This window comes from Bradyrhizobium sp. Ghvi, assembly GCF_900115265.1.
Classification (GTDB): domain Bacteria; phylum Pseudomonadota; class Alphaproteobacteria; order Rhizobiales; family Xanthobacteraceae; genus Bradyrhizobium.
Map to the genome: position 1 here is coordinate 471,270 of NZ_FOVU01000001.1, position 15,251 is coordinate 486,520.

At 61.9% G+C, this 15,251-nt stretch carries 13 protein-coding genes; 5 read left to right on the forward strand and 8 right to left on the reverse strand.

Annotation, left to right across the window (positions count from 1 at the left end; translation table 11 throughout):
• Window positions 1-19: 19 nt before the first annotated feature.
• The 5 genes from BM374_RS02270 to BM374_RS02290 are packed head-to-tail and all read right to left on the reverse strand — an operon-like array spanning window position 20 to window position 5,963.
• The gene (locus BM374_RS02270) at window positions 20-550 is read right to left on the reverse strand and encodes a c-type cytochrome (protein WP_092288943.1); all 531 of its coding nucleotides are present in this window, start codon (window positions 548-550) and stop codon (window positions 20-22) included.
• Complete coding sequence (locus BM374_RS02275) at window positions 547-1,077, reverse strand: DUF3341 domain-containing protein (protein ID WP_092288944.1); 531 nt, start codon at window positions 1,075-1,077, stop codon at window positions 547-549. Before BM374_RS02275 ends, BM374_RS02270 begins: the two co-directional genes overlap by 4 nt.
• On the reverse strand, window positions 1,070-2,425 hold the full coding sequence (gene nrfD, locus BM374_RS02280) for an NrfD/PsrC family molybdoenzyme membrane anchor subunit (protein WP_092288945.1): 1,356 nt from the start codon (window positions 2,423-2,425) through the stop codon (window positions 1,070-1,072). The genes BM374_RS02275 and nrfD overlap by 8 nt, the downstream gene beginning before the upstream one ends.
• Window positions 2,422-5,310 carry a TAT-variant-translocated molybdopterin oxidoreductase gene (locus BM374_RS02285; RefSeq protein ID WP_092288946.1) on the reverse strand — a complete coding sequence of 963 codons (2,889 nt, stop codon included), beginning with the start codon at window positions 5,308-5,310 and terminating at the stop codon, window positions 2,422-2,424. Before BM374_RS02285 ends, nrfD begins: the two co-directional genes overlap by 4 nt.
• Entirely contained in the window at window positions 5,307-5,963 is a 657-nt protein-coding gene (locus tag BM374_RS02290; protein ID WP_092288947.1) for a cytochrome c3 family protein, read from the reverse strand. Before BM374_RS02290 ends, BM374_RS02285 begins: the two co-directional genes overlap by 4 nt.
• A 119-nt stretch (window positions 5,964-6,082) precedes the next feature.
• On the opposite strand from BM374_RS02290, the gene BM374_RS02295 reads away from it, so the two are divergent.
• From BM374_RS02295 to BM374_RS02315, 5 genes are read left to right on the forward strand one after another with little or no spacing between them, the layout of a single operon-like run.
• Window positions 6,083-6,436 carry a hypothetical protein gene (locus tag BM374_RS02295; protein WP_092288948.1) on the forward strand — a complete coding sequence of 118 codons (354 nt, stop codon included), beginning with the start codon at window positions 6,083-6,085 and terminating at the stop codon, window positions 6,434-6,436.
• A 26-nt stretch (window positions 6,437-6,462) separates the two neighbouring features.
• A complete protein-coding gene (coxB, locus tag BM374_RS02300; RefSeq protein ID WP_092288949.1) occupies window positions 6,463-7,404 on the forward strand; it encodes a cytochrome c oxidase subunit II in 942 nt (313 codons plus the stop codon).
• On the forward strand, window positions 7,401-9,008 hold the full coding sequence (ctaD, locus tag BM374_RS02305) for a cytochrome c oxidase subunit I (protein ID WP_092288950.1): 1,608 nt from the start codon (window positions 7,401-7,403) through the stop codon (window positions 9,006-9,008). Before coxB ends, ctaD begins: the two co-directional genes overlap by 4 nt.
• Window positions 9,001-9,645, forward strand: a complete 645-nt coding sequence (locus BM374_RS02310; RefSeq protein WP_092288951.1) for a cytochrome c oxidase subunit 3 — start codon at window positions 9,001-9,003, stop codon at window positions 9,643-9,645. The genes ctaD and BM374_RS02310 overlap by 8 nt, the downstream gene beginning before the upstream one ends.
• Window positions 9,642-9,917: a cytochrome C oxidase subunit IV family protein gene (locus tag BM374_RS02315; RefSeq protein WP_092288952.1), complete on the forward strand. Its 276-nt coding sequence runs from the start codon at window positions 9,642-9,644 to the stop codon at window positions 9,915-9,917. Before BM374_RS02310 ends, BM374_RS02315 begins: the two co-directional genes overlap by 4 nt.
• 132 nt (window positions 9,918-10,049) lie before the next feature.
• Here BM374_RS02315 and BM374_RS02320 read toward each other — a convergent pair whose 3' ends face one another.
• From BM374_RS02320 to BM374_RS02330, 3 genes are all read right to left on the reverse strand, one after another.
• Window positions 10,050-10,241: a hypothetical protein gene (locus BM374_RS02320; protein ID WP_143270138.1), complete on the reverse strand. Its 192-nt coding sequence runs from the start codon at window positions 10,239-10,241 to the stop codon at window positions 10,050-10,052.
• 29 nt (window positions 10,242-10,270) lie between these two features.
• Window positions 10,271-13,258, reverse strand: a complete 2,988-nt coding sequence (locus BM374_RS02325) for an FAD-binding and (Fe-S)-binding domain-containing protein (protein WP_210188571.1) — start codon at window positions 13,256-13,258, stop codon at window positions 10,271-10,273.
• A gap of 129 nt (window positions 13,259-13,387) precedes the next feature.
• Window positions 13,388-15,145 carry a thiamine pyrophosphate-dependent enzyme gene (locus BM374_RS02330; RefSeq protein WP_092288954.1) on the reverse strand — a complete coding sequence of 586 codons (1,758 nt, stop codon included), beginning with the start codon at window positions 15,143-15,145 and terminating at the stop codon, window positions 13,388-13,390.
• Window positions 15,146-15,251: the final 106 nt, after the last annotated feature.

Below are 15,251 nucleotides of genomic sequence, written 5' to 3' on the forward strand. Positions count from 1 at the left end.
CTTGCGCCGGCACCAACTCTCATGGCGCGCTCTCGAGTCTGGCCCGCTGATCCGCCGGCACGTCGTCGAGCGAGGCGTGTCGGCTGAGCTGGATCGCGCGGATATAGGCGACGATCGCCCAGCGATCCCTTGGCGGGACGCGGGCCGCATAGGAATACATCGCACCATGGCCGTTGGTGATCACATCGAAGAAGTATTGATCATCAGCGGCGCGCAGCCGGTCGTCGTGATAGCTGGTCGGCCTCGGCATGCCGCGCTGGACGATGATCCCGGTGCCGTCGCCGCCGGCGCCGTGACACGGCGAGCAAAAAATGCCGAAGCGTTCCCGCCCCCGTGCAAGCAGCGCGGCTGAGAGCGCTGGCTTGGCGACAACGGCCTTCTCCCGTTCGAGATCATCGCGGGCGATCGTGTTTGCCGGAGGCTGGCGCAGCACGCTGCCACGAAACAGCGGTGCGCGCGAATATTCGCTGTAGCGCGGCTGCACGTCCATGTTCTGGTCGCAGGCCGCCAGCAGAGCTGCAAGCAGAACGATGAGCGGCAGCCTGTTCATCCCGGCACAAGCTCCACCGACAGCGCCCCGATGCCGACGAGGAACGCCAAGGTCTCGCCCGCCTCGAACTTGGCATCGTCCGCGCTCACGCAAAGGAAAAACCGGTCCTTGCTGGCGCGGTGAAATCGATCGGTGTCGAACACGGGATAATTAAGCCGCGGCAGCCCGTTCTGCCACAGCATCCCGACCAGCATGGCGAGCGCGGAGAACAGGATGGTGAGTTCGAAGGTCACGACCGCGAAGGCCGAGATCGCATAGATCGGCCGGCCGCCGACATTCAGCGGGTAGTCGTAATTCACGTAAAACTGCATGATCAGCGCGATTCCCGCGCCGGCGACGGCCCCCGCAAGACCGACGAAAGCAATGGTTGGGCGCGGAAGCCGCAAAATGCGATCGAGACCATCGACCGGAAACGGCGTGAAGGCATCGAGATTGCGGTAGCCGGCTTCCCTCACCTTCCGCGTGGCCGCCAACAGATCTTCCGGGCTCTTGAACTCTGCCAATGCACCGTAGAGTCCTTCAGGCATGCTGCTTCTCCTCTTTCTCTTCGTGGAGAAGCTCCTTGCTCTCAAAGATCGAGATCATGGGGACAAGCCTGATCGCGATAAGGAACGGCACCAGGAACAACCCGATCGTGCCAAAATAGGTCGACCAGTCCCAGAAGCTCGGCGTGAAGTGGCTCCAGGACGAGACCAGGAAATCGCGGTAGAGGCTCGTGACCAGGATCATGTAGCGCTCGAGCCACATTCCGATCACGACAGATACGGAGACCAGCAGCAGCATCCATCCGCTTCGCCGCACGACGCGCCACCACAGCGCCTGGAGGGGAATGAAGTTGAAAAGGACCGCGCCCCAATAGGTCCAGGCGTAGGCGCCGGCCAAGCGGTCGACCAGTGTCTGAATCTCGTGCGTTTCGCCCGAATAGAGAGCGTCGAACACTTCGAACACGTAGCCATAGCCTGTCATCAGGCCGGTCGCGAGCAGGACTTTTCCGAGCATGTCCAGGTGATCGTTGGTCACGAGGTTCTCGAGCCCGAACCACGAGCGCAGCGCCACCGCGATGATGGAGACGACGGCAAAGCCGGAGAACGCGGCCCCCAGCACGAAGTACGGCGGAAAGATCGTCGAGTGCCAGCCTGGGATCTGTCCCGCCGCAAACAGCAGCGACACCTCGCTGTGGACCGATACGACCAGCGGCACCGCAAGGCCTGCGGTGAGGCGGTACGCCTGCGACCAGCGTAGCCAATGCCTGGCTGAGCCGCGCCACCCGAGTGCCGTGACACCGAAGAAGATCTGCCAGCCGCGACGTGTCGCCCGGTCGCGCGCGGCGGCAAGATCGGGGATCAAGCCGGTGTACCAGAAGGCCAGCGAGACTGTCAGATAGGTCAATACCGCCCAGATGTCCCATTCGAGGGGGCTGCGGAATTGCGGCCAGACGCCCATCGTGGCCGGATAGGGAAACATCCAGTAGACGTACCAAGGCCGGCCGAGATGTAGGATCGGATAGATTCCGGCACAGACCACGGCGAACAGCGTCATCGTCTCGGCGAATCGATTAAGGGAGTTACGCCACTCGCTTCCGGTCAAAAGCAGGAGCGCCGAGATCAATGTGCCTGCATGACCGATGCCGAGCCACCAGACATAGTTGTGGATCGCAAACGCCCAGTTCACGGGGATGTTGATGCCCCAGATGCCAACACCGCGGGTGAAGAGCTCGACCACCGAGACCATCAACAGCAGAAGCAGCGCGCTCGCGAACATCATCGCGATCAGCCAGCGACGCTCCACCGGGAAATGCAGGGGAATATCGGTGAGCTGGTCGGCGATGCGGCCCATGCTCTGGCGCGTCGGCAGGATGTCGGATCGATCACTCATCCCTGCCTCGATTCCGCATCATCATCGTCGCGCCACCGCGCTAGATAGGTGGTGCGCGGCCGCGTTCCCAGCTCCTCAAGCAGCACGTAGTGCCGGCTGCTCCGCTTCAGCCGCGAAACCTCGGAGTTCGGATCGTTGATGTCGCCGAATACGATCGCCTTGGTTGGACAGGCCTGCTGGCAAGCGGTGATCACCTCGCCATCACGCAAGGGACGGTTCTCCTTGTCCGCAGCGACGTGGGCCGCCTCGATGCGCTGCGTGCAATAAGTGCATTTCTCCATGACTCCGCGCGAGCGCACGGTCACGTCAGGATTGTGGGCGGCATGCTCCGATGAATCGCCCGGGGCGCGATAGTCGAAAAAGTTAAAGCGCCGCACCTTGTAGGGACAGTAGCTGGAACAGGTGCGCGTCCCGATGCAACGGTTATAGACCATCTGGTTCACGCCCTCCGGACTGTGCGTCGTGGCGTGAACCGGACAGCCCATTTCGCAGGGCGCGTCCTCACAATGCATGCAGGGTACCGGCTCGAAGAAGCTGCGCGGTTCGGCGATGTCCCCGGTGTAGTAGCGCGCGATCCGCAACCAGTGCATCTCGCGGCCGACCCTGACCTGATCCGCCCCGACCACAGGTACGTTATTCTCGGCCGTGCACGCCGCCACGCAGGCATTGCAGCCGATGCAGCTATCGAGATCGATCACCATGCCCCAGGCGTTCTTCGACGAGGGCCAAGGGGCATAGAGGCTTGCCTGATCAGATGGTGCGCGTTCTGCCTGACCTGGGCTGACTTCGCGGGCCAGATCAAATCCCTCGAGGCGGTGATGCAACTGGGTCACCGCCAGATCTTCGCTGGTATCGAGCTTGCGCAGGCTTCCGCGCGCCAGCCATGGATCCGCGGTGGCTTGCACGTGATAGGCATTATAACCCAGATCATTACCGACCCGCCCGGCCCGGGTCCTTCCATAGCCAAGAAAGAGCGCGACCGTATTGTCGGCCTGACCCGGCATGATCCAGACTGGTCCACTCACGCGACGCTCACCGATCTTCACTTCGACATGATCGCCATTGCTGGCAGCGAGACGCTTTGCCAGCGCCGGGCTTACGGCAACGACATTGCTCCAGGTGACGGTCGTCAGCGTCTTGGGAAGCTCCTGGAGCCAGCCGATATTGGCGAACTGGCCGTCCCAGACGGTTGGGTCCGGCCGAAACACAATGTCGAGATCTCCAGTCGTGCCTGGCGGCGCGATGAAGTTGCTCGCGGGCGAGGCCGTGATGGACGGCTCGGCTCCTTCGACAAAGCCGTCATGCAACGCTTGCTTCCACCGCGTATCGAATGCATCGCCAAAGCTCGCCCGCCAGGTTTCGCGGACGGCAGCATCTGCGGCCGGATCAACCTCTCCCAGTAACATCGCGGCGATCTGGTGCGCCGTCCGAACATCGTAGAACGGCGAAATCACCGGCTGAAGGATGGTTGCGGTGCCATCGACGGCGCGCGCATCGCTCCAGCTTTCCAGTGCATGCGCGAGAGGAAGCTGCCATTCGCAGAGAGCGCCGGTCTCGTCCCGCTGTAGGCCAAGATGAATCGAGGAGCGGACGCGCGTAATGGCTTCGCCGACGCCGAGGTCGCCCGGGGCGCCGTAGGCAGGGTTGCCGTCGAAGATGACAAGCGAATTTACCCGCCCGCTGTCGATATCGGATACCAGTTCGGCCAACGTCCCCGCATTTGCTGGTCCCGAGATCGGCGCCGTCAGCTTGAGCGTCTGGCCGGCATTCCCGATTTGTTGATTGATCCTCGCGACCCAGAGACCGGCGGCGGCACCTCCACTCAAACCTGAGACAATCAGCGAGCGTCCCGGCCGTTCCTTGCAGGCGGCCGCGGCACGCGCAATCCAGCGGCCCTCGGCGTCGGTCAATTCCGGCCGGGATGCCCCGGCGACGCCGACAGATTCGGCAAGCGCTTCAGCCAGCGCCGGCATGCGACGTGCGTCGGCGATCAGTCGGTGGACCGCCAATGCGCCAGTTGCGGATGGCACGCTTTCCGCCATGAACAATCGATTGCCTGGCCGGTCGCTGTACCGCCGGCGCGATTGCGACCAACCCAGCGCATTGCGGACCTGGTCAGGTCCAGGCCCCAGAAAATCGTCGTCGAGACTGACAACCACATCGCAGTTTGCGAGCACATAGTGCTGATCGAGGGGCTGTCCATAGGACGCGGCCGTGATTTGTCGTCTTGCATCAAGACCTGCGGTCGAATGCAGATGAACGCGCGCCTTCGAAAACTGCTTCAGAAAAGCAGCGATCTGTCGCAAGAGCGTCGGCGACGTCGTGGGTCCGAGCAGCAACCGCACGCCCTCGCCCTGATCGGCGAGCCAGTTCTCGCGCATCAGGCCGATGGCCGATTCGACGTCCGCCCAGCTCACGGGCTCGCCACGGCGCATCGGCGCGGCCGCCCTGTCGGGATCATAGAGTTGCAGCACCGCGCTCTGGATGAAAATGTCGCTGCGGCCTAATGTTGTCGGATGTCCCGGATTGCCGTCGAGCTTGGTTGGCCGCCCGGCATGAGTCGTGGCGATCACGGGTTGCGCGTAGCCATCGAGCGAGACGGCGGTCGCATAGTAGCGCGGCAAGCCGATCGTCTCGCTCGCCGGCTGGTCGACATAGGGTAACGCGGCAACGAACGAGCTCTTCTCGCAGCCGGTCAGCCCCGCCAGCGCAAAGGATGCGCCCATCAGCTTCAGGAATTCGCGGCGAGCAGTCTTCGAGAACTCCTGGACCGCCGGATATTCCGCCTCGATGAAGGCCTGAAACCCGGGATCATCGGAGAGCTCCTCGACGCCTGCCCAGACGCGCGGCCGGTCCATCGATTGATGGTCGATGCGGCGCCTCATCGGTGACACACGTAGCAATGGGTGAGCTCACCGAAGCGAATGCCCTCATGGGCGGCGATCTCTTCGCCTTCCTTGCGCGCATCCGATGTCGGCTTCCAGGCCATGTCGGTGATGTAGTCCGGCGGTCGCAGATGCGGGGCCGGACCGCGATGACAATCGATGCAAAACTCCATTGTGAACGCCTTCGCTCGATACGTCAGCGCCATCTGGTCGATACGGCCGTGGCACGTTTCGCAGCCGACGCCTTTGGCTATATGGATGTCGTGACGGAAGAACACGTAGTCGGGAAGCTTTGCCACGCGTGTCCACTGAATCGGCGTGTTGTTCGCGAGGCTTTGCCGCACCGGCTCCAGCATCTTCGCATTGGTCCAGATCTCCGAGTGGCACGTCATGCAGGTCTCGGTAGGCGGCAGGCCGGCCGAGGGGCCAACTTCGACATTGCTGTGGCAATAGCGACAGTCGATGCCTAGTTCCCCCGCATGATGCCGATGGCTGAACGGCACAGGTTGGCGCGGCCGAACGTCGGTGTCTGTCATATATGCCGAGCGCGCAAAGCCAACGACCGCGACAGTGCCGCCGCCGGCCAGTGACAGGCCGCCGATCAGAAACAGGCGCAACCAAGTGTCCGCCACAGGGGAGAATAACTGGACCATTCTCGCTGCGCCCCGATGGCGAGCTATCGGGGCGACAATCTTGACGTCGCGCATTGGTTCCTAAACAGGAACACAATTCCAGATGCAGCATTGTCCTGCCGCGAGCGAGGACAACGAACATGGCGGGCAGCAAGCGCTTCGATTACGAGCGGTCGGACGTCGGATTTCGCCTTGTCGGCTGGCTTGCGGGGAGCCTTGCGACTTTCGTCGCAGTCACGCCGCTCGTGCTGCCGCTCGTTTTTCCGCAATCGATGAAACGCATCACGCCCGCGAGCCGTCCCGCGTTGAGCTCAAATGCGCCACCGCTCGAAGTCGCCCCTCGGGACACGCTGCAGAAATCACGACAGGGCGACCAGCAGATCGAGCGCGGTTACGGCTGGGCCGATCGCAATCGTGGCGAAGTCCGCATTCCGATCGACCGCGCGGTCGAGATTCTCCTGCGCAAGGGGCTGCCCGGGTGGCCGACGCCATGAGCTCGCGTCTGACGAGGCTGCCATAAATGTGGCGCCAGTGGATTCCGCTGTGGCAACCCGGGCTCTCGCCGCACAGCGGCGATGTCGACCTGCTGTTCGCCGGTCTTTTGATTGCAAGCGCGCTGGTGCTCGGACTGCTGTTCTTCCTGCTCACGCTGTTTTGCGTGCGCTACCGCGCCGGCAACCAGACCAATCGCGATGACCACGTCGCCAAAGGCTGGCATTGGGAGGTCGGGTGGACCACCGCCTCGTTCGTCTGTTTTCTCGGGCTCTTCGTCTGGGGGGCCAGCGTGTATTTCCAGATCTATCAGACAACGTCGGACGAGCATGATGTGTTCGTCGTCGCGAAGCAGTGGATGTGGAAGACCCAGCACCCCGGCGGTCAGTCGGAGATCAATGCCCTGCACATTCCGGTCAAACGTCCCGTCAGGCTCGTGATGGCGTCCCAGGACGTCATTCACAGCTTCTTCGTTCCCGCCCTTCGGCTCAAGCATGACGTGGTTCCGGGCCGCTACCAGGACCTCGAGATCGAGGTGGACAAGCCGGGACACTATCACCTGTTCTGCGCGGAATATTGCGGCACGGACCACTCCGGCATGATCGGCGAGATCGTGGCAATGGAATCGGCCGATTTTTCCAAGTGGCTAACTCAGCAGGCCCCATCAAGTCCGCTTGCGGATGAAGGCGGTATGCTGTTTCGCGAGCTCGGGTGCAGCGGTTGCCACGGCAATGGCAGCAAGGTCCGTGCACCGCCGCTCGAAGGCGTATACGGCAAGCCGGTGCCGCTGTCCGACGGCACCAGCGTGATCGCGGACGACAAGTACATTCGGGATTCCATCCTGCTGCCGCGTAGCCAGATCGTCGCGAGCTACGAGCCGCTGATGCCCTCATTCGAGGGCAAGGTCAGCGAGGACCAGCTCTTGCGGCTCGTGATTTACATCAAATCGCTTGCAGGACATTCACCATGAGCGAGATGAACTATCTCACCGCCGACTACACGCTGAAGTCATGGTTCCTGACGACAGACCATAAGCGGATCGCGATCCTGTATTTCGCAAGCCTGATCTTCTTTTTCTTCATCGGCGGCGCGGCCGCTACCGCGATCCGGATCGAGCTCGCCACGCCGCAGGCCGACCTGGTCAGCTCGGACATCTACAACCGCCTGTTCACCATGCACGGCATCATCATGGTGTGGTTCTTTTTGATCCCGTCCATTCCCAACACGCTCGGTAACTTCATCGTCCCGTTGATGATCGGTGCACGCGACCTCGCCTTTCCCCGGCTCAATCTGTTGAGCTGGTACATTTTCATGCTGGGTGGCTGCACCACGCTGTTTGCCATCTTTGCCGGCGGCATCGACACCGGCTGGACTTTCTACACTCCGTTCTCGACCCTCTACTCCAACAGCTATGTCATCGTCGCAGCCGCAGGTGTCTTCATTGCAGGCTTCTCGTCGATTCTGACCGGGCTCAACTTCATCGTCACCATCCACCGCCTACGCGCGCCCGGCTTGACCTGGTATCGCCTGCCGCTGTTTCTATGGTCCCTCTATGCGACGTCGGTCATTCTGGTGCTGGCGACACCGGTGCTCGCAATCACGTTGCTCCTGATCGCAACGGAACGCTTCTTCGGCGTCGGCATTTTCGATCCCAGGATCGGCGGTGATCCGCTGCTGTTCCAGCACCTGTTCTGGTTCTACTCGCATCCTGCAGTGTACATCATGATCTTGCCGGGCATGGGCGTGGTCAACGAACTGATATCCTGCTACTCGCGAAAGCAGGTGTTCGGCTACAAGTTCGTCGCCTGGGCGAGCCTCGCCATCGCTGCGGTCGGCTTTCTGGTGTGGGGCCACCACATGTTCGTCAGCGGCCAATCGCTGGTCGCAAGCCTCGTCTTCTCCTTCATGAGTTTCATCGTTGCGGTGCCCTCCGCAATCAAGGTCTTCAATTGGACCGCGACCCTGCACAAGGGCTCGATCCATTTTGACGCTCCCATGCTTTATGCGCTCGCATTTATCGGCCTGTTCACGATCGGCGGCCTGACGGGGCTCTTCCTCGCCTGCCTCGCCTTTGATGTGCACGCGACCGACACCTATTTCGTCGTGGCGCACTTCCACTACATCATGGTCGGCGGCATGGTGACCGCCTATTTCGGTGGTCTGCACTATTGGTGGCCGAAGATCACCGGCCGGCTCTATTCGGAATATTGGGCGCGTACGGCCGCGGTTCTGATCTTCTTCGGGTTCAATCTCACGTTCTTCCCGCAGTTCATTCTCGGCGCGGAAGGCATGCCGCGACGCTATCACGTTTATCCACCGGAGTTTCAGCTCTGGAACGTGCTGTCTTCAGGTGGTGCAGTGATCCTCGCCGTCGCGTATCTGATGCCGTTATTCTATCTCGGCTACTCCGCATTCTTCGGCCGTCGCGCGCCGGCGAACCCTTGGAACGCTCCCGGGCTCGAATGGCAGACGTCGTCGCCGCCCCCGGGTTTCAACTTCACGACACAACCCGTGGTGACGCGCGCCCCCTATCAGTACAACAGGGATTTTCAGGCGGAGCCGCAAAATGCCTGAGAGCTCCGCTTTCGCCCCGCAATACGCTTCAATACCTCACCGCGACCACACCGCCGAACTCGGCATGTGGGTTTTCATCGCTACGGAAGTTCTCCTGTTTGGCGGCCTGATCCTGGCCTATCTCGTCTACCGGCACGCGTTCCCGCAGGGCTTTGCCGAAGCCAGCCGACACACCGAGATCGTGATCGGAACGGCCAACACGGCCGTGCTGCTGACATCCAGTTTCCTGGTCGCATGGGCGGTTGAGATCTTCTCGCCCGACACCGCCAGGATCACCACATGGCTGCTGATGGGGGCGGCCTGCCTTGGCCTGGCCTTCATCGCGCTCAAGGGGGTCGAGTACAGCAGGGAGTATGGCGAGCACCTCGTCCCGGGCATCGATTTCCAGTTCGCCGGACCGCGCGGCAATAGCATCCAGCTCTTCTTCATCTTCTACTTCGTTGCAACTGCGGTCCACGCCCTGCACATGCTAATCGGAATCGGCCTGTTGATCGCGCTTGCAATGATTTGCCGGAAGGCGCCGACGACGCGGCATCATACGGCACTGCATAGCGCGGCGCTGTACTGGCACTTCGTTGACGTGGTCTGGATCTTCCTGTTCGCTCTGATCTACCTGCCCGGACGGTCCTCATCATGACGCAATGGCGACCACCCCTTTCCCTCATCGGCGCCTGGCTTGTCCTGCTGGCCTTGCTGGCATTGACCGTGACGCTCGCCTATGTGCCGCTCGGGGCCGGCAATGCTATCGTGGCCATGAGCATCGGCACCATCAAAGCAGGCATTGTCGCCGCCATCTTCATGGAGCTGCGCCATCGGAGCGGTCTCACGCTCGTCTTCGCCGGCGCCGGGCTGTTCTGGCTCGGGATCCTGCTTTGGCTTGGCTTGATGGATTTCCTGACCCGGACGTAGGGGTCAGCTAGTCCTGATATCAAGCTGCGCGTTCTTGCCCCAACGGCTGCGGACATAGTCGCGACGCTCTGTGCGCCCTGGTCCTTCTGGAATCTGCTTGACAGCCGACCTTGCGCGTTTGATCGCTCCCACCTACTTCCCGCTTTCGGTGGCAGGTTTCTTGACGAGCTTGCCTTCGTGGACCTCATGAGCCGAGCCGCCTTCGACGCCTTCAGCGCGCCGTGAAGCCGACCCGTCGTCCATGTCTTCTTGGCCGCCCAAGACCTCGTGTTGTCGATGGCCTCGGCGCTGCTTGCGATCCTTGTCAGGCGATTTCGGTTGCACGTGTTCAACTCCCGATTCGCCGGGTAGCATCAGCGCATGGCGCCCCTGGTGCTGACCGCGTTTGCGAGCAACTCGGCGATATGCTTGGTGCTGCGGCCGGTGCACTGTTCAATCTGCTCGCGACAGCTGAACCCGTTTGCCAGGATGACCGTGTCGGAGGCCGCGCTTCTTATCATGGGCATCATGGCACGTTCGGCCGCCGTGATAGAGACATCGTATTTGTCTCGCTCGAATCCGAATGCCCCGGCCATTCCGCAACAGCCAGACCTCATGATCTCGTAATCCAGCCCGAGCTGGTCGAGGACGTGTTGCTCGGCGTCCGGCTCGAGCACCGCATGATGATGGCAGTGAATCTGCACCAGCGCCGAGCCCGAAGCACGGCCGAGCTGCTCATGCGGAACGTGCCGATCGAGAAATTCGGTGAAGAACAGGGTCTGATGCGAGAGCCGTTCGGCGTGCTCGTGACCGGGAAAAAGGTTCGGCAACTCGTCGCGGAACGCGCTGACGCAAGCGGGCTCGAGGCCGACGATCGGCATCCCCTCCTTCATGGCCGGCGCGAGGGCGGTGAATGTGCGCTCCCACAGCTTCTTGGCGCGGTCAAGCATGCCCCAGTCATACAATGGGCGCCCGCAGCAGAGATCGCGGTCGGGGATGGTCACGCAGTAGCCCAGCGCCTCGAGAGCCTCGACGGCCGCGATGGCCGTCTGCGGCCTGAAGTAATTGTTGAAGGTGTCCGGCCACAACATCACCGTGTTGCGGCCCTTGCGCTCGCCCCTGGCTCGAAACCACTGCACGAAGGGCTGGTGCGCGTAAGCGGGGATCCTGCGCTGCGGCGCAATGCCGCCTGCCCATTTGGCTGCCGCGGCAAGGCCCGCCGACTGAAGGACGGCGTTGGCAAGCCAAGGGGCGGAACCAGCGAAGCGCGACCATCGATGGATCAATCCCATGGAATAGGCCGTGCGCGGGCGGAGGCGGCCCTTGTAGTGATGTGCGCGAAACTCCGCCTTGTAAGTTGCCATGTCGACTTGCACCGGGCAGTCGCTCTTGCAGCCCTTGCAGCCGAGGCAGAGATCGAGCGCCTCCTCCACCTCGGTGCTGCGCCAGAGATCGTCGATCGGCCCGCCGTGCAACATTTCGAACAGAAGACGCGCACGGCCCCGCGTCGAGTGCTTTTCCTCGTTGGTCGCCATGTAGCTCGGGCACATGATACCCTTGTTGCTGTCGCGACGACGGCAGGCGCCGACGCCGACGCAGCGGCGCGTCGCCTTCGCAAAGCTGTTGGAGTCCTCCTTATAGGAAAAATAAGTCGGCAGATCGGGCGGCTGATAATCAGGGCCAATTCGCAAGTTCGATGATGGCGGGAACGGATCGATCACCTTGCCTGGATTCATTTTGCCGGCAGGATCCCAGATTGCCTTGAATTCGCGGAAAGCCTGCATCAGTTCGGGGCCGTACATCCTCTCCAAGAGGCTCGCGCGCGCCTGACCGTCACCATGCTCGCCGGAAAGCGTCCCTCCATAGCGCACCACGAGGTCGGCGGCCTCATCCAGGAAGCGCTGCCAATTGGCGAGGCCAGCTTCGGTGCGCAGATCGAACGGGACACGGCAATGCACGAGCCCATCGCCGAAGTGGCCATAAACCGAGGCTTCGTAACCATGCTTGTGATAGAGTGTCTTGAGCTCGCGCAGGTAGCGGCCGAGGTCTTCCCGGCTGACCGCACTGTCCTCCCATCCCGGATGGGTTTCTGGAAAGTCCGGCACGTGGGCCGTCGCCGCCAAAGCCGCTTCGCGAACCTCCCAGATCTTGGCCTGCTGCTTGAGATCAGCGACCAGCTTTGCGTCGCGCCCGCGGCGCTTGAATTCCTCGGTCAGCGGATTGGCTTTTGCGATCGCGCTATCGCTGCTGTCGGCTCCGAATTCCGCGATCAGCCATCCGCCTCCGGCCGGCAACACCTTCACGTCCTCGGGGTGAAGATGCTTCCGCTTGACGAATTCCACAAGCAGATCGTCGAAACCTTCGAGCCCGATTGGCCCATAGGCCAGCACGTCAGGAACCGCGTCGGCGGCACGATAGACGTCATCGAATCCGATGATGACGAGCACACGGTGGTTTGGACTGGGAATCAGATTGAGCCTGGCGCGCAGAACGACCGCGCACGTTCCCTCGGTTCCGACAAGCGCGCGCGCAACGTTGAACCCGCGCTCCGGCATCAGCTCGTCAAGATTTTCATAGCCGGACACACGGCGCGGAATCTTTGGATATTTCGCCAGGATGAGATCGCGATATCGTCTGCGAAATTCGTCGAGCTGCTGGAAGATCTGCGCACGCCGTCCGCCGGCGGCGAGATGCTGCCGAAATTCATCCTCGCCCGTCCGGCCGACTTCGAAACGAAGGCCGTCATAGGTGAGGATATCCATCGACTCGACGTTGTCCGACGTACGGCCCGCCATCACGGAATGAACGCCGCAGGAATTGTTACCGATCATGCCACCGAGCGTGTTGTGGTCATGTGTCGCGGGATCGGGCCCGAACGTAAGGTGATGGCGCTCAGCCGTCGAACGCAGGTTGTCAAGAATGCAACCGGGCTCCACTTCCGCGATCTGCGACACGGGATCGATCGCGATCACGCGATTGAGATATTTCGAGCAATCGATCAATACGGCGAAGTTGCAGCCTTGCCCCGCAAGACTCGTCCCGCCACCACGCATGACGATGGGCGCATCGAACTTGCGACAGAGCTCGACAGTCCTGGCGATGGCAGCAGTCGAGCGCGGGATCACCACGCCGATCGGCACCTGTCGGTAGTTTGATGCATCCGTGGCATAAAGGGCCCGGTCGCCCGCCTCGAATCGCACCTCGCCATCCACAGCGCCGGCGAGCTCGCGACCAAGATCTTCATATTGTCCCGGAGAACGGGGCGACACCTCTTCGCTGATGATCCTGCCGTCCGGCGCCCGCTCGACGCGCCGCTGCGACGCGCGCGCCTTGCTATGATCGACTTCCAGGATGCGGCTCATCAGCTTTCCTTTGCCGCGCGGCGTCCCTCGGCAGGCCTAGAGGCGAGCCGAGCACCTCGGATCGAGGCGTTTTTCGCCGTCGCTCGCGCCGATATCGCTTCACGCCGGCTCGCGAGACACCATGCGACTTCAGGTGATCTCGCGGACGACGTCCGAGGCTACAGTCCAGGCGATTTTCCCGCCTGCCGGCGTGCCGCGAGCAAGCGATTCGGCGAAGTTCTTGACCTGCTTCATCGTCGCCTTCGGCGGCATTGGGGGCTCGTGCGGATCGACGACCGCCTCGATCAGGACGGGACCGCGCGTGCTCAGCGCTTCGCGCAGCACCTCGCCGCACCGCGCGGGATCATCGACACTGAAAGCACCGACGCCGAAGCCGCGCGCCACAGTGGCAAAATCGATCGGCTGGAGATCACAGACATATTCCGGATTGCCGAGGAAGACCATCTGCTCCCATTTGATCTGGCCAAGTGCGTTGTTCTTGATCACCACGACCTTCACGTCGAGGTCATATTTGATGCAAGTCGCAAGCTCGCCCATCAACATGGTGAGGCCGCCATCACCGACAAAGGCCACGACCTGCCTGCCCGGGTGGGCAACAGCAGCAGCGATTGCATAGGGCAAGCCGCAGGCCATGGTCGCCAGATTGCCCGAGCATGAGAACATCATGTTTCCGCGCATCACGAGGTGACGGGCGATCCAGGTGGTGATCGTCCCGGAATCCGTTGCAACGATCGCATCGTCGGACAGGAGCTTGTTCAGTTCGTAGGCGACGACATCGGGCTTCATGGGCTTGTCGCTTCGCGTGCCCCGCTCGGTCATCAACTGGTTCCATTTCTTCATGCCGGATTGGGCGGTTTCAAGAAATGACCGGTCGTCCCGGTAATCCAATCTGGGCAGCAATGCCTGAAGCGCCTTGCCGGTATCGCCGACCAGACCGGCCGCAACGGGATATCGCAAACCCATCCGCATCGGATCGAGCTCGATTTGCACCGCCTGCGCCTGGCCGGGCTTGGGGTAGAACTCGATATAGGGGAATGAGCTGCCGGCGATCAGCAACGTATCGCAACTCTCAAGAGCCTCTTGCGCCGGCTTGGTGCCGAGCAGACCGATGCCGCCTGCCGAGAACGGGCTATCGTCTGGAATGACGCCCTTGCCTAATAGCGGTTTGATCACCGGCGCGGCGAGACGCTCCGCGACCGCCAGCACCTGATCGCGCGCTTCAAGTGCGCCGCGACCAGCGAGGATTGCGGTTTTCCGGCCGGCGTTGAGGATTTCGGCGGCTCGGTTGATCTGGTCGTCGCTCGGCGCTTGTGAGGAGCGAGCCATCAGATCGGACACATGATGAGGTATGTTGCGCTCCGATGGCTTGCCGGCGCTTACCGGTTGGGACTGCATATCGACGGGAACCGTGACATGCGCGACGCCGCGATAGGCGAGGGCGGTGCGGCAAGCCAGTTCCACCACGTTCTCGACGTGCTGGGGTCCCATGATCCGGCTATTATAGACGCAGACGTCCATGTACAGCTTGTCGAGTTCCACATCCTGCTGGGTGAAGGTGTGAAGCAGGTCGTGGAATTGCAGCCCCGTGATGGCAAGGACCGGCTGTCCATCGAGCTTGGCGTCGTAAAGACCATTGAGCAGATGAATGCCGCCGGGGCCGGAGGTCGCGATACACACACCGAGGCGACCGGTCCACTTCGCGTAAGCGCAGGCGTTGAAGGCCGCAGCCTCTTCGTGACGCACCTGGATAAATTTGATGCGATCCTGATGCGTGCGCAGCGCTTCAATGATGCCGTTGATCCCGTCGCCGGGAAGCCCGAAGACAGTGTCCACGCCCCAGTCGAGCAGCGTCTCGACGAGGACGTCCGATGCAGTGGGAGACGCCATGTTTTTTCGTCCGCAATTCCGAGTCGCCCCTTGATCGCAGAACGGACTTGCATCCGGAGTGTTCCAACCAACCTTCGACCAACTCCTCTGAGCGTTCAGGAACTCT

Bases quoted from the DNA above. Each gene is read 5' to 3' on its own strand.
- BM374_RS02315 (WP_092288952.1), top strand. From the start codon at position 9,642: ATGACGCAATGGCGACCACCCCTTTCCCTCATCGGCGCCTGGCTTGTC.
- BM374_RS02290 (WP_092288947.1), bottom strand. From the start codon at position 5,963: ATGGTCCAGTTATTCTCCCCTGTGGCGGACACTTGGTTGCGCCTGTTT.
- BM374_RS02330 (WP_092288954.1), bottom strand. From the start codon at position 15,145: ATGGCGTCTCCCACTGCATCGGACGTCCTCGTCGAGACGCTGCTCGAC.
- ctaD (WP_092288950.1), top strand. From the start codon at position 7,401: ATGAGCGAGATGAACTATCTCACCGCCGACTACACGCTGAAGTCATGG.
- BM374_RS02285 (WP_092288946.1), bottom strand. From the start codon at position 5,310: ATGAGGCGCCGCATCGACCATCAATCGATGGACCGGCCGCGCGTCTGG.
- BM374_RS02270 (WP_092288943.1), bottom strand. From the start codon at position 550: ATGAACAGGCTGCCGCTCATCGTTCTGCTTGCAGCTCTGCTGGCGGCC.
- BM374_RS02325 (WP_210188571.1), bottom strand. From the start codon at position 13,258: ATGAGCCGCATCCTGGAAGTCGATCATAGCAAGGCGCGCGCGTCGCAG.
- coxB (WP_092288949.1), top strand. From the start codon at position 6,463: ATGTGGCGCCAGTGGATTCCGCTGTGGCAACCCGGGCTCTCGCCGCAC.
- BM374_RS02275 (WP_092288944.1), bottom strand. From the start codon at position 1,077: ATGCCTGAAGGACTCTACGGTGCATTGGCAGAGTTCAAGAGCCCGGAA.
- nrfD (WP_092288945.1), bottom strand. From the start codon at position 2,425: ATGAGTGATCGATCCGACATCCTGCCGACGCGCCAGAGCATGGGCCGC.
- BM374_RS02295 (WP_092288948.1), top strand. From the start codon at position 6,083: ATGGCGGGCAGCAAGCGCTTCGATTACGAGCGGTCGGACGTCGGATTT.
- BM374_RS02310 (WP_092288951.1), top strand. From the start codon at position 9,001: ATGCCTGAGAGCTCCGCTTTCGCCCCGCAATACGCTTCAATACCTCAC.